18 protein-coding genes are annotated in these 20,995 nt (G+C 70.7%); 6 read left to right on the top strand and 12 right to left on the bottom strand.

The annotated features are described in order from the left end of the window. From ccsB to hemL, 6 genes are read right to left on the bottom strand one after another with little or no spacing between them, the layout of a single operon-like run. Entirely contained in the window at positions 1-975 is a 975-nt protein-coding gene (gene ccsB / locus A3CQ_RS0132370) for a c-type cytochrome biogenesis protein CcsB (protein WP_020515102.1), read from the bottom strand. After that, positions 975-2,582 (bottom strand): cytochrome c biogenesis protein ResB, encoded by a 1,608-nt coding sequence (resB, locus tag A3CQ_RS0132365; protein WP_020515101.1) that lies wholly within the window; start codon positions 2,580-2,582, stop codon positions 975-977. Before resB ends, ccsB begins: the two co-directional genes overlap by 1 nt. Continuing rightward, positions 2,579-3,364: a cytochrome c biogenesis CcdA family protein gene (locus A3CQ_RS0132360; RefSeq protein WP_020515100.1), complete on the bottom strand. Its 786-nt coding sequence runs from the start codon at positions 3,362-3,364 to the stop codon at positions 2,579-2,581. Before A3CQ_RS0132360 ends, resB begins: the two co-directional genes overlap by 4 nt. Further along, complete coding sequence (locus A3CQ_RS0132355) at positions 3,364-3,918, bottom strand: TlpA family protein disulfide reductase (protein WP_020515099.1); 555 nt, start codon at positions 3,916-3,918, stop codon at positions 3,364-3,366. Before A3CQ_RS0132355 ends, A3CQ_RS0132360 begins: the two co-directional genes overlap by 1 nt. Positions 3,919-3,920: 2 nt before the next feature. After that, on the bottom strand, positions 3,921-4,577 hold the full coding sequence (locus tag A3CQ_RS0132350; protein ID WP_020515098.1) for a histidine phosphatase family protein: 657 nt from the start codon (positions 4,575-4,577) through the stop codon (positions 3,921-3,923). Next, a complete protein-coding gene (gene hemL / locus A3CQ_RS0132345) occupies positions 4,574-5,914 on the bottom strand; it encodes a glutamate-1-semialdehyde 2,1-aminomutase (RefSeq protein ID WP_051115417.1) in 1,341 nt (446 codons plus the stop codon). Before hemL ends, A3CQ_RS0132350 begins: the two co-directional genes overlap by 4 nt. Positions 5,915-6,048: 134 nt before the next feature. Between hemL and A3CQ_RS0132340 the strand changes: the two genes are divergently transcribed. Genes A3CQ_RS0132340 through A3CQ_RS0132330 form a run of 3 tightly spaced genes read left to right on the top strand, consistent with a single transcriptional unit; the run spans position 6,049 to position 7,129 of the window. After that, on the top strand, positions 6,049-6,375 hold the full coding sequence (locus tag A3CQ_RS0132340; protein ID WP_020515096.1) for an STAS domain-containing protein: 327 nt from the start codon (positions 6,049-6,051) through the stop codon (positions 6,373-6,375). Positions 6,376-6,431: 56 nt separating this feature from the next. Next, positions 6,432-6,800, top strand: a complete 369-nt coding sequence (locus A3CQ_RS0132335; protein WP_020515095.1) for a MerR family transcriptional regulator — start codon at positions 6,432-6,434, stop codon at positions 6,798-6,800. After that, on the top strand, positions 6,791-7,129 hold the full coding sequence (locus A3CQ_RS0132330) for a thioredoxin family protein (protein ID WP_020515094.1): 339 nt from the start codon (positions 6,791-6,793) through the stop codon (positions 7,127-7,129). The genes A3CQ_RS0132335 and A3CQ_RS0132330 overlap by 10 nt, the downstream gene beginning before the upstream one ends. Here A3CQ_RS0132330 and A3CQ_RS0132325 read toward each other — a convergent pair. Further along, entirely contained in the window at positions 7,126-7,677 is a 552-nt protein-coding gene (locus A3CQ_RS0132325; protein WP_020515093.1) for a response regulator, read from the bottom strand. The genes A3CQ_RS0132330 and A3CQ_RS0132325 overlap by 4 nt on opposite strands. A 26-nt stretch (positions 7,678-7,703) precedes the next feature. Then, the gene (locus A3CQ_RS0132320) at positions 7,704-12,092 is read right to left on the bottom strand and encodes a HAMP domain-containing protein (RefSeq protein WP_020515092.1); all 4,389 of its coding nucleotides are present in this window, start codon (positions 12,090-12,092) and stop codon (positions 7,704-7,706) included. Between the two features lie 160 nt (positions 12,093-12,252). On the opposite strand from A3CQ_RS0132320, the gene A3CQ_RS0132315 reads away from it, so the two are divergent. Beyond that, complete coding sequence (locus tag A3CQ_RS0132315) at positions 12,253-14,277, top strand: SpoIIE family protein phosphatase (protein WP_020515091.1); 2,025 nt, start codon at positions 12,253-12,255, stop codon at positions 14,275-14,277. A gap of 49 nt (positions 14,278-14,326) precedes the next feature. Continuing rightward, on the top strand, positions 14,327-14,935 hold the full coding sequence (locus A3CQ_RS0132310; RefSeq protein WP_051115420.1) for a dihydrofolate reductase family protein: 609 nt from the start codon (positions 14,327-14,329) through the stop codon (positions 14,933-14,935). A 72-nt stretch (positions 14,936-15,007) separates the two neighbouring features. On the opposite strand, the gene A3CQ_RS0132305 is transcribed toward A3CQ_RS0132310, so the two are convergent. Further along, positions 15,008-16,108 (bottom strand): FAD-binding oxidoreductase, encoded by a 1,101-nt coding sequence (locus tag A3CQ_RS0132305; RefSeq protein WP_157296639.1) that lies wholly within the window; start codon positions 16,106-16,108, stop codon positions 15,008-15,010. A gap of 129 nt (positions 16,109-16,237) precedes the next feature. Between A3CQ_RS0132305 and A3CQ_RS0132300 the strand changes: the two genes are divergently transcribed. Next, positions 16,238-18,328, top strand: coding sequence for a S9 family peptidase (locus tag A3CQ_RS0132300; protein ID WP_020515088.1), 2,091 nt, complete (start codon positions 16,238-16,240; stop codon positions 18,326-18,328). Here A3CQ_RS0132300 and A3CQ_RS0132295 read toward each other — a convergent pair. Genes A3CQ_RS0132295 through A3CQ_RS0132285 form a run of 3 tightly spaced genes read right to left on the bottom strand, consistent with a single transcriptional unit; the run spans position 18,325 to position 20,959 of the window. Next, complete coding sequence (locus A3CQ_RS0132295; protein WP_020515087.1) at positions 18,325-19,740, bottom strand: FtsX-like permease family protein; 1,416 nt, start codon at positions 19,738-19,740, stop codon at positions 18,325-18,327. The two genes, A3CQ_RS0132300 and A3CQ_RS0132295, sit on opposite strands and share 4 nt — an antisense overlap. Then, the gene (locus A3CQ_RS0132290) at positions 19,737-20,426 is read right to left on the bottom strand and encodes an ABC transporter ATP-binding protein (RefSeq protein WP_020515086.1); all 690 of its coding nucleotides are present in this window, start codon (positions 20,424-20,426) and stop codon (positions 19,737-19,739) included. The genes A3CQ_RS0132295 and A3CQ_RS0132290 overlap by 4 nt, the downstream gene beginning before the upstream one ends. Then, entirely contained in the window at positions 20,423-20,959 is a 537-nt protein-coding gene (locus A3CQ_RS0132285) for a PadR family transcriptional regulator (RefSeq protein ID WP_020515085.1), read from the bottom strand. Before A3CQ_RS0132285 ends, A3CQ_RS0132290 begins: the two co-directional genes overlap by 4 nt. Positions 20,960-20,995: the final 36 nt, after the last annotated feature.

Raw genomic sequence — 20,995 nt, 5'->3', positions numbered from 1 at the left:
CTACATACCGCCGGCATTGGCGTACGAGTGGAAGCCGCTGAAGAACAGGTTGACCCCGAAGAGGTTCATCAGCATCGTGGCAAAGCCGAGCAGCGCGATCCAGGTCGCCACGTTGCGCTTGACGCTCGGCGTGGCCCGGGCGTGCAGGTACCCGGCGTAGACGATCCAGGAGATGAACGCCCAGACCTCCTTCGGGTCCCACCCCCAGTACCGCCCCCAGGACGCCTCGGCCCAGATCGGACCCGCGATCAGCGCCCCGAACGTGAACAGCGGGAACGCGAACGCGTGCAGCCGGAAGGTCAGCCGCTCGAGCACGGCCGCGTCCGGCGTGTTCCGGCCCAGCGAGTACGGGAAGCGGCGCTTGCCCTTGTCGTACCCGTCGCGGATCAGGAACATCGTGGCCGGCACGGCGCCGATCAGGAAGATGCCCGAGGCCAGGATGATCGTCGAGACGTGGATGATGAACCAGTACGAGTGCAGGGCCGGCACGAGCGGACCCACCGGCACGTACGCGATCATCCCGTCGGCGCCGAGCAGCAGCACCAGCGCGAGCGAGACGAACAGCCCGATGTGCCGGATCGCCGGCCGCCGGATCAGCACGCCCACCCAGACCGCCGACCCGACGAAGGTCGCGGAGAGGATGTACTCGTACATGTTGCCCCAGGGCATGCGGTCGGCCGCGATGCCGCGGGTGACCAGCGCGCCGAGGTGCAGCAGCAGGGCCACGACGTTCAGCCCGACCGCCACGCGCCCGAAGATTTCGCCCGTTTTGTTCGGCGGTGGGGGCGAGTCGACCGTCGACGGGACGTCGTCCGAAAGGGGAGCACCCGCGCCGACCAGAACCCGCGCGGGACGTTCGGCGGCCCGCCCGATCCGGCTCTTCGACCCGAAGGCGTACTCGGCGGCGTAGCAGACCATCGCGGCCAGGTAGGCCAGCACGGTGACCGCCATCAGCTGATTCGACAACTCCGCCATCAGGGCGTCCCTTCCTCGGCGGCCTTCACCAACTGCGTGAACTCGTCGGCGAAACCGGGATAGTCGGTGCGCGGCAGGCCACCGGCCGTCAACAACGTACCGCCGGACGCTTCCGGCGAAGCGGGCAGGGCACGGAACCAGACCCGGCGCCGCTTCCCGGCCAGCGAGAGCATCAGCCCGCACAGGCCCAGCGCCGCGCCCGCCAGCACCAGCGTCTGCGTCGGGTCGTAGCGGATCGAGAGCGTGGCGTACGGCCGGGTGCCGAGGAATTCCAGCTTGGTGCCGTCGTCCAGGGTCCAGCTGTCGCCGATCTTGAGCTCGTGCGGCCGGGCGCCGCTCACGTTCTTGAGGTCACCGGTGGCGATCTGCCCCTGGTCGAGCGCGTAGACCGAGCCGGGCGTGCCCACGTCGAGCCCGAGGTCGCCGCGGTAGGCGGTGAGGAACAGGGCCGGCGAGTTCTCCGCCGGGTACGCCGAGGTGGCGCTGCCGTCGGTGCCGACCGTCGGCAGGTACCGCCCCTCGAAGCCGACCTGCAGCGTCGGGTCCCGCTTGTCCGTCTTGGGGTCGATGTTCACGTCCGGGAACTGGGCGACACCCTCGCTGGTGAACATGCCGTCGATCGGCAGGAACGGCACGACCTTGGTCTGCGAGACGCCGTACCGGTCGGTGTAGCGCAGGCTGACCGCGTAGCCGTGGCCGATCAGGTGCACGCCGGCGCCGTGCAGCCGCAGCGGCTTGTTGACCGTGAACGTGCGGGTCTTAGCGGGGCCGTCGCCCTCGGTCACCGCGACCGTGGCCGCGAACATCTTCGGCTGGCCGGTGGTCTCGTACGAGGCCCGGAAGTCGGTGAGCTTGAGGCAGAAGTCCGGCAGGTCGGCGGCGTCGACGCGAGGACCGAGCGTGGAGTCGTCGTACTGCGCGAGCGAGTCGCAGAAGCCCTGGTCGGCGCCGGCCACCAGGATCCGGTTGCCGTGCCAGCCGTACCAGTGCCCGAAGCCCACCCCGATCAGCACCGCGAGCAGCGCGAAGTGGAAGAGCAGGTTGCCGGCCTCCTTGAGGTACCCCTTCTCGGCGGAGACGGAGAAGCTGCCGTCGTCGTGCTCGCGTACCTTCGTGCGGAACCGGCGCCGGCGCAGCACCCCGGCGACACGCGCGGCCGCCTCGGCGGGCGTCTCCCCGGACGCGAAATCCGGCGAGGAGAGCGGGAGACGGTCGAACCGCTTGGGCGCGTCCGGCACGGACTGCCGCAGGGCGCGCACGTGGTCACGCAGGCGGGGCACCACGCAGCCGATCAGCGAGGTGAACAGCAGCAGGTAGATCGAGGCGAACCACGGCGAGCCGTACACCTCGAAGCCGCCGAGCCGCTCGAGCCACGGCGCCAGCGAGGGATGAGCCTGGTAGTACTCGGTGACCCGCTGCTCGTCCACCGCGTGCTGCGGGAACACCGAGCCGGGGATGGCGGCGACGGCGAGCAGGAAGAGCAACACCAACGCCGTACGCATGCTGGTGAGCTGTCGCCACGAGTTGCGCAACAGGGCCCACAGGCGATGGGCCGGTTTCGGCGGGGGCGCGGCCGCCGGCGCGGGACGTTCCTCGACCACGGTCACAGCGGCAGCTCCTGACCGAAGTTGAACGTGGTCAGCAGCCAGACCAGGAAGTGGTTCCACCCGCCGGTCACCAGCGCGACACCGACCAGGATGAGCAGCACGCCCCCGATCCGGGTCACCCACCGGCTGTTGCGCCGGATCGCCCGGAAGACCCCGAGGAGCTTGCGGAAGAAAAGACCGAAAACCACAAACGGAATACCCAGCCCCAGGCTGTACGCGAGAGCGAGCGTGACGGCCCGGCTGGTCTGCCCGCTGGTCGTGGCGAGGGCGGCCACCGCGGCCAGAGTGGGTCCGGTGCACGGCAGCCAGGAGAGCGCGAAGATCGCTCCGAAGATCGGGGCGCCGACCAGCCCGGCCGCGGGGAGCTTGCTGATCCGCACCTCGCGCTGGAGGCCCGGGATCCAGCCCAGATAGCCGAAGCCGAGCACGATGACCAGGACGCCGAGGGCGATGTTGAGCGCGTCCTGGTGCGTCTTGAGGGCGAAGCCGATGTTCGCCACCAGGGTCAGCAGCAGCGTGAAGACGACCGCGAAGCCGAGCACGAACAGGCCGGTGCCGGCCAGCACCCGCCCGCTGACCCGGGTCTTCACGGCGACGGATCCCTCGGCCGACTCGCGAGCGTCCAGATCGGAGCCGGCCAGACCGGTCACATAGGACAGGTAGCCGGGCATCAGCGGCAGCACGCACGGCGAGAGGATGCTCACCAGGCCCGCGAGGGCCGCGACGGCGATGGCCAGCACCAGCGGTCCGCTGCCGGCGATCGAGGCGAACTCGTCACCCATCACCCGGTCCCTTCGGCCGCGATCTTTTCCACCAGCGGTTGCAGCTGGGTGTGCGTGGTGGCGGCGCGCAGTGCCACCGCGATGCGGCCCTGCCGGTCGAGGATCAGCGTGGCCGGGGTGCTGGTCTGGGTGACGTCGAACTTCAGCGCCACCTTGCCGTCGAAGTCGTAGATGCTCGGGTACGTGACCCGGCCGCGCTCGAACGCCTTGGCCGAGTCCTTGTCGTCGCGCGAGTTGACCCCGATGAACGTGACGCCCTTGGCCTTGGTGGCCTGGTACGTCTGCTCGAGGTCGTCGGCCTCGGCCCGGCACGGCGCGCACCACGAGCCCCAGAAGTTGACCACCACGACCTTGCCGCGGTCCTGCGTCACGTCGTACGTGCCGCCGTCGAGCAGGTCGCCGGTGACGTCCTTGACCTGCGGCCGCTGGTCGGGGGCGCACTCCACCACGGTTCCGGTGGTGGTGCACTTCTTGGCCCAGTTCTCGCCGCCGCAGCCGGTCAGGACGACCGCCGCGACGGCGGCGACGGCCAGGACTCCGGCGAGGCGGCGCATGGTCAAGCTCCCTTGGCGGTCTTGGCGGAGGCCGAGAGGGCCACCAGGTGGGCGGCGGGCTCGGAGTACTCGATCCCGGTCACCGTCGAGCCCTCGAACAGGAACGTCGTGAGGCTGGCCAGGCCGCACTGGCGGCGTCGCGGGTCGTGCCAGAGCCGGCGCTTCTCCACGTAACGGCGCAGCGTCCAGATCGGGAGCTGGTGGGAGACGCAGACGGCCTCGTGACCCTCGGCGGCGACCCGGGCGGCCTGCACCGCGGCGAACATCCGCTGGGCGATCGCCAGGTAGGGCTCGCCCCAGGACGGGGTGATCGGGTCGCGCAGCACCCACCAGTGCCGCGGGTTGGTGAGCGCGCCGTCGCCGACCGAGACGCGCTTGCCCTCGAAGTAGTTCTCGCTCTCGATCAGCCGGATGTCGGTGGCGACCTCGAGCTTGAACTCGGCGGCGATCGGGGTGGCCGTCTCCTGGGCGCGCTCGAGCGGACTGGCCACCACATAGGTCACGTCGCGGTTGGCCAGGGCCTCGGCCGCCGCCTTGGCCATCTGCTGGCCGAGCTCCGACAGGTGGAAGTTGGGCAGCCGCCCGTACAGAATCTTGTTGGGGTTGAAGACCTCCCCGTGCCGCAGCACGTGGACCTTCGTCCTGGTCGGCTCGGTCACGCCACGCTCCCCGCCGCGCGAGCCGCGTGCGGAAGCGCCGCGGCGATCTGTTCCAGCGCCGCGTCGTCCAGCGCCGTCGACACGAACCACGACTCGAACGCGCTGGGCGGAAGGTAGACGCCCCGGGCGAGCATGGTGTGGAAGAAGGCCTTGAACTGGGCGGCGTTCTGCGTTTTCGCCGAGTCGTAATCGGCCACGTCGACATCGGTGAAAAAGATCGAGAACATATTGCCCGCGTACGACAGGCTGTGCGCGACGCCGGCCTCGCTGAGCTCCTGGGAGGCGAGCGAGCCGACGATGACCGACAGCTCGTCGAGGCGCTTGTAGACCGCGTCATCGGCGAGCCGCAGAGAGGCGAGCCCGGCCGCGCAGGCCAGCGGGTTACCGGAGAGCGTGCCGGCCTGGTAGACCGGGCCGGCCGGGGCGAGCCGCGACATGATCTCTCGTCGGCCGCCGAACGCGGCCGCCGGCAGCCCGCCGCCCATCACCTTGCCGAAGGTGAACAGGTCGGCGTCGACCGGCTCGAGGCCCGCCCAGCCGCCGGCCGACACCCGGAAGCCGGTCATCACCTCGTCGACGATGAGCAGGGCGCCGTGCGCGTGGGCGATCTCGGCGAGTCGCTGGTTGAAGCCGTCGCGCGGGGCGACCACGCCCATGTTGCCGGCGGCGGCCTCGGTGATCACCGCGGCGATCTCGTCCCCGTTCGCCGCGAAGGCGAGCTCGACGGCGGCGATGTCGTTGTACGGCACCACGATCGTCTCGGCGGTCGCGGCGCCGGTCACGCCGGGCGAGTCGGGCAGGCCCAGCGTCGCCACGCCCGAGCCGGCCGCAGCGAGCAGCGCGTCCACGTGCCCGTGGTAGCAGCCCGCGAACTTGATCACCTTGGCCCGGCCGGTGAAGCCCCGGGCCAGGCGGATCGCGGTCATGGTGGCCTCGGTGCCGGAGTTGACCAGGCGGACCTCGTCCACCGCCGTACGCCGGACGATCTCCTCGGCCAGGTCGACCTCGCCGGCCGTGGGCGTCCCGAAGCTCGTGCCGAGGGCGGCCGCCGCCTGCACCGCGGCCACGATCTCGGGGTGCGCGTGCCCGTGGATCAGCGGACCCCACGAGCAGACCAGGTCGACGTAGCGCCGGCCGTCGGCGTCGGTGAGCCAGGGGCCGGTGCCGCTCGCCATGAATCGGGGCGTGCCGCCGACCGCCCGGAACGCACGCACGGGTGAATTGACCCCGCCGGGCACGATGGCGCTGGCGCGGTCGAACAGGGCCTGGGAGACCGGGGCGTCCTCCGGGTAGGGGAGGCCCTCGGCGTGGTATGTGGTGGTCACAGCGTCTCCCATTCTGGCAGCGACCCCGTCGTGCCGTCTCAAGAGGGTTGTTCACGTCGCGCGCGCGTCACACCCGGATGTCCGGTACGACCCGATACGAACGTGCCCAACGGGCATATCCACCCGCCGAACGATAGGCTGAGGTCGTGGAGCGACCGGAGCTGAACATCGAGGTTGAGCGTGCTCCCGACGAGGTTGTTCTCCACCTCGCCGGTGAGATCGACGTGCTCACGGTCACCAGCCTCTCGTCCATCGTCAATGAGACCCTGGCCGAGCCGCCGGCCCGGATAACGCTGGACATGGCGGGCGTCACATTCTGCGACTCGCAGGGGCTCGGCACGCTGGTCGTGCTCAGCCGCAAGGCCCAGCACGCCCGCTCGGTGCTCGCTCTGACCAACGTAGGCGAGTTCCTCATGCGCGTCCTGGACATCACCGGCCTGCGGAGCGCCCTGATGATCAGCTCGGTTACCTGAGACGTGCGCCGCTTGCCGTTGCCTTGACGCCGGTGTGAAGGCCTAGCGTCGGCTGCATGCTGATCGGTGAGCTGGCCGAACGAGCCGGGACGAGCGCCCGGACCCTGCGCTACTACGAGGAGCAGGGTCTCGTACGCCCGCGACGGGACGCCCACGGTTACCGGCAGTACGACGACGCCGAGCTCAAGGTCGTCCACGAGATCCGGTCGCTGCTCGCGGTCGGGTTCGGCCTGGACGACATCAAGCCCTTCGTCGCGTGCCTGCGCGCCACCGGATCGGGTCACGTCTGCCCCGACTCCGTCGCGGTGCTGCGCCGCAAGCTGGCCGAGGTGGACGGCTATCTCGCGGAGCTCACCGACGTGCGGAGGCAGCTGCACCACCAGCTGACCCAGGCCCTCGAACACCGGGAGAACCCGTGCCTCTGATCACCGTGACCGACGCGAGCTTCGCCGACCTCGTGCTGAAGGCCGAGCTGCCGTTCGTCGTCGACTTCTGGGCCGAGTGGTGCCCGCCCTGCCGGCCGATGGCCCAGGTGCTGGCCGAGCTGGCCGACGAGTTCCGCGGCGAGCTGCTGATCGGCAAGCTCAACGTCGACGAGAACCCGGAGGCGACCCGCACCTACCGCGTCCTCGCCATGCCCACGTTGCTCACCTTTTCCGGCGGGGTCGTGACGTCAACGCTGGTCGGCGCCCGCCCGCGGTCGGTGCTGCGCGGGGTCCTGGCGAACGCCGCCACGCCCTACGTGAATTCCTAGTTGCCGCCCCAGCGCGCCTTCTCCAGCAGCGCCAGGGCCTCGGCGGCCGCGTCGTCGCCGTTGGCGCGCAGCACCCGGGCGGCCTCGTCGACCGTCTCGGTCAGGCGCTGCCACTGGGCCTCCCGCTCGCGGGTCGCGTCGGCCTGAGCCTTGAGCTGCTGGGTCTTGGTCCACAGCTCGACGAAGATGCTGACCTTGGCCCGCAGCACCCACGGGTCGAACGGCTTGGTGAGGTAGTCGACCGCGCCGACCGCGTACCCCCGCAGCGCGAGCTGCGCGTCGCGGTCGGCCGCGGTCAGGAACAGGATCGGCACGTGCCGGGTGCGCTCGCGGCGCTTGATGTGGCTGGCCGTCTCGAAACCGTCCATGTTGGGCATCTGCGCGTCCAGCAGAATGACCGCGAAGTCGTCGGTGAGCAGCTGCTTCAGCGCGGCCTCGCCGCTCTCCACGGCCACCGGGGTCACCGGCAGGCCCTGGAGGATGGCCTCCAGGGCGAGCAGATTGTCTTTCCGGTCGTCGACCAGCAGGGCCTTGGCGCGTTCCGCCACGCCCCCTCCTCTCAGCTTGCTGAAGATCAGCCGCGCTCGGGTTCGATGGTCCTGTCCGCGTTCACCCAGCGGGCCATCAGCTCGATCAGCTCGTCCAGGTCGACCGGTTTGGTGATGTAATCGCTCGCGCCCGCCGCAAGGGCCGATTCCCGGTCGCCCGGCATCGCCTTCGCGGTAAGGAAGACTACCGGTAGGTCGCGGAAGCGCTGGTTGCGACGGATGCCCCGGGTCGTCTCATAGCCGTCCTGATCGGGCATCATCGCGTCCATCAGCACGATGTCGACCTCGGGGTGCTCGGCCAGCAGCCGTACGCCGTCGACCCCGTTGTCGGAGTAGAGCACGTTGAGCCCGTGCATCTCCAGGGCGCTGGTCAGCGCGAACACGTTGCGCACGTCGTCGTCGACGATCAGCACGGTCGCGCCGTCGAGCTGCCGGCCGGCCGCGCTGATGTGCGTCTCGGACTCGCTGCGGTGGCTGATGACCGGCAGCTCGAGCAGCGGCATGTCGAGCGACCGGGCCGGCCGCACCACCACGGTCGTCGACGGCTCGGACGGCAGCGCCAGCACCGGCACCGTCTCCGGCGTCAGCGCGTCCGGCACGTACAGCGTGAAGGTCGATCCCTCGCCCGGCAGCGACGACACGACGATCGTGCCGCCGAGCAGCGCCGCGAACTCCCGGCTGATCGACAGGCCCAGGCCGGTGCCGCCGTACTTCCGCGTGGTCGTGCCGTCGGCCTGCTGGAACGGCTCGAAAATGATCGCCAGTTTCTCGTCGGAGATGCCGATGCCGGTGTCCGAGACCGCGAACGCGACCACCTGCCGGGCCGCGGCCAGCGCCGGGATGTCGAAGTCGGTGGTCGGTGGCGCCGCGAAGATGCTCAGCGTCACCGAGCCGGAGTCGGTGAACTTGACCGCGTTGGACAGCAGGTTGCGCAGGATCTGCTGGAGGCGCTGGCCGTCCGTGACGATCGAGGCCGGCAGCCCCTGCGCCACCTCGACCCGGAAGTCGAGGTTCTTGTCCTCGGCCTGCGGGAGGAACGCCTGCTCGACGTACGACCGGACGCCGTCGAAGTCGATCTGGTCGACCTCGACGTCCATCCGGCCCGCCTCGATCTTGGCGAGGTCGAGGATGTCGTCGATCAGCGACAGCAGGTCCGAGCCGGCGCTGTGGATCGTACGGGCGAACTCGATCTGTTTCTCGGTGAGGTTGTGCTCGGTGTTGTCGGCCAGCAGGCGGGCCAGCAGCAGCAGCGAGTTGAGCGGCGTCCGCAGCTCGTGGCTCATGTTCGCCAGGAACTCCGACTTGTACGCGCTCGCCCGCGACAGCTGCTGCGCCTTCTCCTCGAGTCCGCGCCGGGCCTGCTCGATCTCCCGGTTCTTGGTCTCGATGTTCGCCTTCTGGTCGCTGAGCAGTTTCGCCTTGTCCTCCAGCTCGGCGTTGGTGCGCTGCAGCTCGGCCGACTGGTCCTGCATCTCGCGGGCCAGCCGCTGCGACTGGGAGAGCAGTTCCTCCGTACGCCGGTTGGCCTGAATGGTGTTGAGAGCGACGCCGATCGTGGCGACCAGCCGCTCGAGGAACGTGAGATGCAGGCCCGAGAAGGCGGCCACCGAGGCGAACTCGATCACGCCGAGCATCTCGCCCTCGAACAGCACCGGCAGCACGACCAGGTCGTTCGGGGGCATCGACATGAGACCCGAGCGCATGGTGAGGATGCCGTCGTGGGTCGCCCGGACCCGGATCGTCCGGCGGGAGACCGCGGCCTGCCCGACCAGGCCCTCGCCGGGCCCGAACGTCACCTCGTGGTTGCGAGCCACATAGCCGTACGAGGCCGCGAGCCGCAGCCGCATGACTGCCTGCTCGTTGTCGACCAGGAAGAACGCACCGAGCTGGGCGTCGACCAGCGGCGTCACCTCGGTCATGATCATGCGGCAGACCTCGCCGAGATCGCGCTGGCCCTGCAGCAGGCCGCCGATCCGGGCCAGGTTGGAGTCGAGCCAGCCCTGCTCGGCGTTCGCCTTGGTGGTCTCGCGCAGGGTGACGATCATCTGGTTGATGTTGTCCTTGAGCTCGGCCACCTCGCCCTGCGCCTCGACCGCGATGCTCTGGGTCAGGTCGCCGCGGGTCACGGCCGTGGACACCTCGGCGATCGCGCGCAACTGGATCGTCAGCGTCGAGGCGAGCTGGTTCACGTTGTCGGTGAGGTCCTGCCACGTACCGGAGACGCCCTTGACCTGGGCCTGACCACCGAGCTTGCCCTCGACGCCCACCTCGCGGCCGACCCGCGTCACCTCGGTGGCAAAGCTGGAGAGCTGGTCGACCATCGTGTTGACGGTGTCCTTGAGCTCGAGGATCTCGCCCCGGGCGTCGACCGTGATCTTCTGCGACAGGTCGCCCTTCGCCACGGCCGTGGTCACCGACGCGATGTTCCGCACCTGGGCGGTCAGGTTGGACGCCATGTAGTTGACGTTGTCGGTCAGGTCGCGCCAGGTGCCGGCCACGCCGCGCACCTGCGCCTGACCGCCGAGCTTGCCCTCCGAGCCCACCTCGCGGGCCACCCGGGTCACCTCGTCGGCGAACGACGACAGCTGGTCGACCATGATGTTCACGGTGCTCTTCAGCTCGAGGATCTCGCCCTGCGCGTCGACCGTGATCTTCTGCGACAGGTCGCCCTTGGCGACGGCGGTGGAGACCTGCGCGATGTTACGCACCTGGGCCGTGAGGTTGGAGGCCATCGAGTTGACGTTGTCGGTCAGGTCGCGCCAGGTGCCGGCCACGCCGCGCACCTGGGCCTGACCGCCGAGTTTGCCCTCGGTGCCCACCTCGCGGGCCACCCGGGTCACCTCGTCGGCGAACGACGAGAGCTGGTCGACCATCGTGTTGACCGTGGTCTTCAGCTCGAGGATCTCGCCGCGGGCGTCGACCGTGATCTTCTGCGACAGGTCGCCCTTGGCCACCGCGGTAGTGACCGAGGAGATGTTCCGCACCTGGCTGGTCAGGTTGGACGCCATGTAGTTGACGTTGTCGGTCAGGTCGCGCCACGTACCGGAAACGCCCTTGACCTGGGCCTGACCACCCAGCTTGCCCTCCGAACCCACCTCGCGCGCCACCCGGGTGACCTCGTCGGCGAAGCTCGACAGCTGGTCCACCATCGTGTTCACGGTGTTCTTCAGCTCTGCGATCTCGCCGCGGGCGTCGACCGTGATCTTCTGCGACAGGTCGCCCTTCGCCACCGCGGTGGAGACCTGGGCGATGTTGCGGACCTGGTCGGTGAGGTTGTTGGCCAGCTGGTTCACGTTTTCCGTGAGGTCGCGCCAGGTGCCGGAGACGCCACGGACCTGGGCCTGACCGCCGAGCTTGCCCTCGGTGCCGACCTCGCGGGCCACGCGGGTGACCTCGTCGGCGAACGACGACAGCTGGTCGACCATCGTGTTCACGGTGTCCTTGAGCTCGAGGATCTCGCCCTGCGCGGCCACCGTGATCTTCTGCGACAGGTCGCCCTTGGCGACGGCGGTGGAGACCTGAGCGATGTTCCGCACCTGGCTGGTCAGGTTGGAGGCCATCGAGTTCACCGAGTCGGTGAGGTCCTTCCAGGTGCCGGCGACGTTCGGCACGTCGGCCTGGCCGCCGAGCTTGCCCTCGGTGCCCACCTCGCGCGCCACCCTGGTCACCTGCTCGGCGAACAGGCGCAGCGTGTCGGTGAGGCCGTTCATCGTGTCGGCCAGCTCGGCGACCTCGCCGCGGGCCGAAACGGTGATCTTCTGCGACAGGTCGCCGCGGGCCACCGCGGTCGCCACCTGGGAGATCGAGCGCACCTGGTGGGTCAGGTTCGACGCCATCAGGTTCACCGAGTCGGTCAGGTCCTTCCACGTGCCGGCGACGCCGCGCACGTCGGCCTGACCGCCCAGCTCGCCCTCGGTGCCCACCTCGCGCGCCACCCGGGTCACCTCGTCGGCGAAGCTCGACAGCTGGTCGACCATCGTGTTCACCGTGCGGCCGATCCGGAGGAATTCACCCCGGAGTGGCCGGCCGTCCATCTCCAGCGCCATGTGCTGGGAGAGATCACCCTCGGCAACCGCCACGATGACCCGGGAGATCTCGGTGGTGGGGCGGCCGAGATCGTCGATCAGTGAGTTGACCGAGCGGACGCTGTCGGCCCACGAGCCGTCGAGGCCCTCGTCGTCGAGGCGCTCGGTGAGCCGGCCGTCGCGTCCGACGATCCGGCTGATCCGCCGCAGGTCCAGATTTTGTCGTTCCTGCAGGGAGACGACCTCGTTGAAGGCGTCGGCGACCTCGCCGGCCGCGCCGCCACGACGGGGAAGCCGAACCTTGAGGTCACCCCGACGCACCCGGCGCAGCGCCTCGGCGAGCTCGCCGAGAACGGCGGTCTCGTCGTGGGCTTCTTTTGCCGCAGTCATTCTGGTCCTCACTCCCCTTCCGACCACCCCGCCACCACCCTTGATCGGACTGAAGGCTCTCCGGCCAACGGCCGGTGGGCTCCTTATCCTCTCTCGCCCGACGGGGTCAATGCGAGAGACGACTTTGTACATCCCCCTACCGACAGGAGAGGATGCATGCGTGTCGGCTTCGGATGCCCCCGCGGGCGGTCTCGTCCGGCGTGTCCGGCTGCCCAACGATCGGCGTACCCCGGCCGCGGCCCGGGCGCTCGTGCGCTCGGTGCTCGAGGATGCCGGGCTCGACACGCTGCTCAACGAGGCGCTGCTGCTGACCACCGAGCTCTCCACCAACGCCGTGGTGCACGCGAACACCGAGCTGGACATCGAGGTCAGCGCCGACCAGACCGGGCTGACCGTGACGGTCACCGACTTCGCGCCCGGCCCGGTCGAGCAGCTCGCGGTCGGCCCCCGCAACGAGAGCGTCGACATCGGCGAGGTCGCCGAGCGCGGCCGCGGCCTGCTGCTGGTCGACCACTTCGCCAGCCGCTGGGGCACCGTGCACGAGGGGACCGGCAAGGGCGTCTGGTTCCGCCTCGAGCGGCACGCGGCGCCCGAGGCGACCACAGCCGTGGTCCCGGCGGCGAACGTGCTGGAGGCCGGCACGCCCAGCGTCGGCGCGCTCACCGCGCTGCTGCAGATCAACCCCGAGCGGCAGACCGACGAGGCGCTCGCCGAGTTCGCCGCCGACATGCTGTCCCGGCTCGCGCGTCTGACCGGCGCCGCCGGCGGCGTGGTGCGGCTCGACCGCGGCGACGGCGCCGGCCGTCAGTTGCTGGCCCGGCACGGGCGGCAGCCGCGGGAGAACGCCGACACGATCCGGGTACCGCTCGCCGTCCATAGGCCGTACTCCGGCGAGCTCGAGCTGGACGCCGCGCCCACCGGGTACGCCCAGCCCCTGGCCACGATCGTCGCCGAGCGCTTCTCGCTGCACCTGGAGAACGACCGCCTCCGCCGCGCCGACCTGCGCCGGCAGACGTGGCTGACCTTCCTGGCCGAGGCCAGCGAACTGCTCGCCCAGTCGCTCGACGTGAACCTGACCATGGCGCTGATCCCGCAGCTCGTGGTGCCCCGGCTCGGCCAGTGGTGCGCGGTGCACACGACCGACGCGTGGGGCCGGCTGCAGCTGGCCGCGGCCACCCACGCCGACGAGTCGGCGCTGGCCCAGCTGCACGAGACACTCGCCGAGACCGGGCCCGACGCGATCCTCTCCCGGCTCGAAGAGGCGTCCCGGCTGGGCACCCAGGTCATGTTCGGTACGCCCAACGAGGGCTTCGCCGTCCCGCTGGTGGCCCGCGGGACCCGGCTCGGCACGCTGGCCGTGGGCAAGCACGCCAAGCACCGCCACGAGGCAGACGAGGTCGCGGTCCTGGAGGACGTCGCACGCCGGGCCGCGCTCGCCATCGACAACGCGCGCATCCACGACGAGCGCCGTACGGTGGCCCGCACCCTGCAGGCCTCGCTGCTCCCGCCGGCCCTGCCGCACGTCGAGGGGGTCGGCTTCGCCGCCGAGTACGTCCCGACCGGCTCCGAGGTGGGCGGCGACTTCTACGACGTGGTCCCGGCCGGCGACGACCGGTGGCTGGTCGTGGTCGGCGACGTCTCCGGCAAGGGCGTGCAGGCGGCCACGGTCACCGGCCTGGTCCGCGACGTGATCCGGATCCTCGTCGACGACGGCAAGCCGATGACCGAGATCCTCTGCCGGGTCAACAAGACGCTGGTGCAGCGGGGCGGTGGCCGGTACTGCACGCTCGCGATGGCCTCCGTGCAACAGGAGAAGGACGGGACGCTCGCGGTGTGCCTGCACCTGGCCGGGCACGACCGGGCGGTGCTGGTACGCGCGGACGGCAAGACGTCGTTCGTGGGCGAGGGCGGCACGGCGCTCGGCCTGCTCGAGACGATCTCCTCGCCCGACTCCGAGGTGCGGCTGCAGTCCGGCGACTCGCTGATCTTCTACACCGACGGGGTCACCGAGCGACGGCGCGGGCGCGAGCTGTTCGGCACCGCGCGGCTGCGCGAGGCGGCCGGCCCGCTCGCCGGTTATCCGGCCGACGTGATGGCCGCCCGGCTGCGCTCCATCACGATCAACTTCTCGGTCGAGGAGCCCCGCGACGACATCGCGATCCTGGTGCTCCGCAACGACGCCTAGGGCGCCATTTCGCCGCTTTCGCCTGCTTGATCGTGGCATGGTGGGAAACATGGCGAAAACCCAGTACTACACGGCGACGAGCATCGACGGCTACATCGCCGACGAGAACAACTCGCTCGACTGGCTGTTCGACGTCGACGGGGGCTCCGAGAACCCGTTCGGCGGCTTCTTCGCCGGTGTCGGCGCCTTCGCCATGGGCGCCAACACGTACGAGTGGGTGCTCGCCAACGACAACGTGCTGGCCGAGCCGCACAACTGGCGGGACCTGTACGGCGACGTGCCCTGCTGGGTCTTCGGCAACCGCGAGCTGCCGCTCGTCCCCGACGCCAACATCTTCATGGTCAGCGGCGACGTGCGGCGCGTCCACGAGGCCATGCTGGTCGCGGCCAAAGGCAAGAACGTCTGGCTGGTCGGCGGCGGCGACCTGGTCGGCCAGTTCGTCGACCAGGGCCTGCTCGACGAGATCATCCTCGGCATCGCCCCGGTCCTGCTCGGCCACGGCGCCCCGCTGCTCCCCCGCCACCTGAGCGCCCGCGAGCTCATCCTCACCGGCACCGCCCAGGTGGGCCGCTTCGCCTATCTGACGTACGCGGTGGGCACGCCGGCCCTCCCCGAGCGTCACCCGACCACCCGCACCCACGAAGCTGCCCGCTTCTAGTTACGCCGCTGCCGCAATGCCGACCGCAACTGGCCGCACCCCGCGCAACCATGCGCAGGAAGCGGCACGCCTCTAGAAGAACTCGTGCCGGGCGGCCATCTCGACCTCGCGGGCCAGCGGCATCGGAGCCGCCACCACGGCGACGCGACCGGTGCGGGCGAGCTGCACGTGGCGGACCGACCCGACGATGCGGTCCAGGTCGTCGGCGGTGAGCGCGCCCGGGAGAACGGCGTGCACTCGGCCCAGGCCGGCCGAGCCGCGCACCGGCACCGGGCCGCCGGCGGCGTCGGCCAACGCGTACACGATGGCGGCCAGGTCGTCGGGGGCGACCGAGAGACGCAGCGCGACGTCGTCGCGGTCGAATGGGTACTGCCCCCACCAGCTCGGCGCGGTCGGCGTGACGGCCGCCTTCCACGACAGGGCCAGCGGATAGGGATCGGCGTCCTCGAAGAGCGCGGCCACCACGCCGCCGCCGTCGGCGGGCAGGTCGGTCTCGATGGCGCTCACCGGATGACTCGCGGCCTCGGCCGCCAGCTTGGCCGCCTGCACCGGCGTCGGGGCCGGCGCCACCACCCAGCGGCGCAGCGCGGGCAGCGGCTGCAGGCGCACCACGGCCGAGGTGATCACGCCGGTGATCTCGGCGAGGCCGGGACTGTCGCCCTCGCCGTCGGAGGTGGCGGCGACGCCGGACCGGTCGACGTAGGTCACCCGGTCGACGTGCTCGGCGGGGGTGCGGAAGCGGTAGCGCAGCGGGCCCGACTCGTTGAGCGCGAGCATGCCGCCGACCGTGGCCGTGCGGGAGGGCGGGTCGACCGGCAGGCGCTGACTCCTGAGGGCCAGGGCGGCCTGCACCGAGCGGACCGGCGTGCCGGTGGCGACCTCGACCGTCGCGGCCTCGACGTTGTGGTCCCACAGGCCGTTGAGGCGGCCGGTGTCGAGGATCAGGTCGACGCTGTCGGACGGCGTACCCCAGTCGATTTTGCTGCCCGAACCGCGCGGCATCACCGTCAGGCCCTCGTCGGCCGCGAGTCGCAGCACGTCGGCGACGGCCTGCGTCGTCGCGGGCACGGCGACCAGCCCCACGCGCTGACCGCCCACCACGTCGACGGACCGGCCGGCCCGCGCGTAGTCGGGCCCGCAGATGTCCACAAGCGCATCGAGAAGGCGTGACATGTCCCCCGGCCCGCTCCCAAAGATCATGGTCAAGATCGACCGTCCACTCTGGCATATAGTACAGGTGTTCGAACGCGCGCGGTCCGCGGAAGCCGAAAAAAGCGCCGGACGCCCGGTAACGTGGCTCCCGTGACAGCCGATACGCCCGACACGCCGCCCACGGTCCGCCAGGTCCCCAGCGAGCGCACTTTTCACGGCGACACCGTGACGGATGAGTACGCATGGCTCGCCGACAAGGAGAATCCGGAGACCCTCGCGTACCTGAAGGCGGAGAACGCCTGGACCGACGCGGCGACGGCGCACCTGGCCGGCCTGCGCGACACGATCTTCCAGGAGATCAAGGCTCGCACCCAGGAAACCGACCTGTCGGTGCCGGGTCGTAAGGGCCGGTACTGGTACTACACGCGCACGGTCGAGGGCAAGCAGTACGGCATCCAGTGCCGGGTCGCGGTCGCGCCCGGCGAGACCGACCCGCCGATGGGCGACGACAAGCCCGGCGAGGAAGTGCTGCTCGACGGCAACGCGCTGGCCGAGGGGAAGGACTTCTTCGCCCTGGGCACGTTCGACGTGAGCCCCGACGGCAACTGGCTGGCCTACTCCACCGACTTCGACGGCGACGAGCGCTTCACGCTGCGGGTGAAAAACCTGGCCACCGGCGAGGTGCTGGCCGACGAGGTGCCCGACACGTTCTACGGCAGCGCGTGGTCGTCCGACGGCAGCGCGCTGTTCTACATCACCGTCGACGAGGCCTGGCGCCCCTACCGCGTGTGGCGGCACACCGTGGGCAAGGCGGCCACCGAGGACGTGATCGTCTTCGAGGAGCCGGACGAGCGCTTCTGGGTGGGCGTCGAGCTCACCCGCAGCGAGAAGTTCATCCTCATCGACACGCAGAGCAAGCTGACCTCCGAGGTGCACGCCATCCCGGCCGAGACGCCCGAGGCCGAGCCGGTCGTCATCGCGCCGCGCGAGCAGGGCGTGGAGTACTCGATCGAGCACCACGGGCACCGGTTCCTGATCCTGCACAACAAGAACGCGGAAGACTTCGCGCTCGCGCACACCTCGGCCGACAGCCCCGGCGAGTGGGTCGAGCTCATCGCGCACGAGCCCGGCACCCGGCTGGAGTCGGTGGACGCGTTCGCCCGGCACATCGTGATCTCGCAGCGGCGTGACGGCCTGACCGGCCTGCGGGTCATCGGCGACGGCAGCACCGACTCGTACGACATGCCGTTCCCGGAACCGTTGTTCAGCGTCGGCCTCACCAACAACCCCGAGTACGACACGGCCGTGGTCCGGATCAGCTACACGTCGATGGTCACGCCCGACTCGATCTACGACGTCGACCTGGTGACCCGGCAGATGGTGCTGCGCAAGCAGAAGCCGGTGCTCGGCGGCTACGACCCGGCCGACTACGAGCAGTTCCGGGAGTGGGCGCGGGCGGCCGACGGCACCCGGGTGCCGATCTCGGTCGTGGCGCGCAAGGGCGTCAAGCGGGACGGCTCGGCGCCGGCGCTGCTCTACGGCTACGGCTCGTACGAGCACAGCGTCGACCCGTACTTCTCGATAGCCCGTCTGTCCCTGCTCGACCGGGGCGTCGTCTTCGCGATCGCGCACGTGCGCGGTGGCGGCGAGATGGGCCGCCGGTGGTACGAGGACGGCAAGATGCTCGCCAAGAAAAACACGTTCACCGACTTCGTGGCATGCGCCGAGGCCATGGTCACCAAGGGCTGGACGTCGTCGTCCCGGCTGGTGGCCCGGGGCGCCTCGGCCGGCGGCCTGCTGATGGGCGCGATCGCGAACATCGCCCCGGAAGACTTCGCCGGCATCGTGGCGCAGGTCCCGTTCGTCGACCCGCTGACCTCGATCCTCGACCCGTCCCTCCCGCTCACCGTCACCGAGTGGGAGGAGTGGGGCAACCCGATCGAGTCGCCCGAGGTGTACGCCTACATGAAGTCGTACAGCCCGTACGAGAACGTCACCAAGCTGGCGTACCCCAAGATCCTCGCGGTGACCAGCCTGAACGACACCCGGGTGCTCTACCACGAGCCGGCCAAGTGGATCGCCCGCCTGCGGGCCACCGCAACCGAGGGCACCTACCTGCTCAAGACCGAGATGGGCGCCGGGCACGGCGGCCCCAGCGGGCGATACGACTCCTGGAAAGAGGAGGCCTTCGTGATCGCCTGGGCCCTCGACGTCATGGGCCTGGTCCCCGACAAGTCCTAGCCGATCCGCAGCTCCTCGAGGTCGGTGCTGGACCGCAGCACGAGCAGCCCGACACCGACCGCGAGGAGCACCGCGAGCAGCGCGCCCCCGCCCAACAGGCCGAGATCGGCCCACGGGACCGGCACACGCAACACGCGGGGCACCGTGCCCTCGATGGTGAAGCTCGACTGAATCAGCCGGACCAGGGTGTCGCCCGCGGCGAGCGCCAGCAACAGGGCCGGCACGATCGGCGTCAGCGTCTGCCAGAGGATCGAGGCCGAGAGCGTACGGCGGGGGACACCGGTCGCGGTCAGCGAGGCGTACGTCCGCCGGCGGGCCACGATGCTCTCGGCCAGCGCGACCAGCAGCCCGGCCGCCGCGACCGCCGCGCTGAGCCCGACCGCGACCATGACCAGCCGGATCGCGCCGAAGTAGAAGTCCGGCTCGGCCCCGGCGCCCATACCCTCCCCGTTCGGGGACCCCATCATCTGGTTGAACACGTCGAAGTAGCGGAACTGCGTGGCCAGCAGTGCCTTGTAGGCCAGCGCCACCGCCCCCGCGATCACGGCGACGAGCAGGGCGGCCATCGTGCGGCTGCCGTTCCACGGGTCGGTGATCAGCCGCTGGGCGGCGAGCAGCATGGCGGGCCCGCGGCCGAAGCGGCGCATCAGCCGCCCGGCGGTGTGCGAGATCCACCCGACCCCGAGCACCACGCCCGCCATGGTCAGCAGGGTGCCGCCGACTATCAGCACGTAGGCCACGTTCCTGGCCCAGTCCACATCATCGGTCCGCCACGGCACCGCGAACATCGGCAGGCCCACGATGATGAGCAGCCCGGGCCAGGGCCGCGGGCCGCGCTCGCGCACCCGCCGCACCACCCCGAGCGGCGTCACAATGACCCGCCGCATCAGCAGCGCCCCGATCAGCGCGGCAAGCACCGGCACCAACAGCACGAGGAACACGAGGACCGGCGCCGGCGGAAGCACGTCCGACGGCAGCGTGTGCTGGTCATGGGCGGCAGGAAGGGCTCGGGCCACGAGGTACGCGATCAGCGCGAGCACGCTGCCGAGCAGGCTCGCCACGGCCGTCTCCGCGGTCGCGATCAGCACCGCCTCGCCGGGCGTCGCGCCGGCCAGCCGGATCGCGGCCAGCCGCCGGTCGCGGGCCGGCGCGCCGAGCCGGATGCACTGCCCGGCCAGCGCCAGCACCGGCAGCGCGACCAGCACCAGCGTGGCCGCCACGCCGGGCCGCAGGCCGGGCTCGACCAGCAACTGGACCGTGTAGCGGCTGGCGTAGCCGCGGATCGACAGGACGGTGGCCGCGCAGAGCATCGCGATCGTGGCGAGCATGGCGCTCAGCGCGGTCAGCACGGTCCGCAGCACGTCGGTGCGATTGCCGGCCACCGCGAGCCGGGCCAGCGTGGACGGTCTCACCGAGTCACGCCCAGGCCGAGCCCGGTCGGGTCGAGCACGCCGTCGCGCAGGGCGATCTCCCGATCCGCGTACGCCGCCACGCTCGTCTCGTGGGTGACCAGCACGACCGCCATGCCCCGCTCGCGCGCCACCCCGACGATCTCGCCGAGCACCTGCTCGCCGGTGAGCACGTCGAGCGCGCCGGTCGGCTCGTCGGCGAACAGCACCCGCGGCTCGGTGACCAGCGCGCGGGCCGTCGCGCAGCGCTGCTGCTGGCCGCCGGACATCGCGCCGGGCCGCTGCTCGGCGAGGTCGGCCACGCCGAGCCGGTCGAGCCAGCCGAGCGCACCCTGCCGCGCCTCCCGCCGCCCCGTGCCGGCGAGAAGCAACGGCAGGGCGACGTTCTCCACCGCGGTGAGCTCGGGCACCAACTGCCCGAACTGGAACAGGACCCCGAAGTCGGTGCGGCGCAGCCGGGACCGCGCCGCCTCGGACCACAGCCCGATGTCCTGCTCGCGGTAGGTGACCGTGCCCGCGTCGAGCCGCAGGATGCCGGCCAGGCAGTGCAGCAGCGTCGACTTCCCGCAGCCGCTCGGACCGGTCACCGCGACGATCTCGCCCTCGTCGATCGCGAGGTCGACGCCGCGCAGCGCCGGGGTGCTGCCGTAACCGCGGACCAGGCCGGTGCCGCTCAGCAGTGCGCTCAACTCGTCACTTCCTTCTGCAGGTCGGCCACCCGCGCCAGCGTGGTCTGCAGCCAGCGCAGGTCGGCCTCGAGGTGCCCGATCGAGTAGTCGGCGGCGACCACGTCGCCGACGCTCGCTCCGGGCGCGGACTTGGCGGTGGTGAGCTCGCGCATGCGGCTCATGTGGGCGGCACGCTGGGCGACCAGGAAGTCGCGGGCCCGGCCGGCGTCCGCGGCGAGCAGCGCGACGACCACCTTGCTGAACAACTCGCTGGTCACGTACGGCGCCGGCGGCTCGATGGCGGACAGCCAGGTGTCGAGGTGCCGCCGGCCCTCGTCGGTGATCGTGTACGACGTGCGGTCGGGGCCGCCGTCGCGCTCCTGGCCGGCCTCGGCGACGAAACCGTCCCGCTCGAGGCGGCCGAGCGTGGCGTAGACCTGGCCGAACGCGAGCGGTTTGGCCCGCGGCAGCCGCTCGTCGTGCGCCCGCTTCAGGTCGTAGCCGTGCCGCGGGCCGCCGGAGAGCAGACCGAGCAGGACATGGGCGGTGGACATGGCGGCCACTATTCAATGAGTGAATAGAGTGTGTCA

Source organism: Paractinoplanes globisporus DSM 43857, from assembly GCF_000379645.1.
Lineage (GTDB): Bacteria > Actinomycetota > Actinomycetes > Mycobacteriales > Micromonosporaceae > Actinoplanes > Actinoplanes globisporus.
This window is presented reverse-complemented; position numbering and strand designations above follow the sequence as displayed.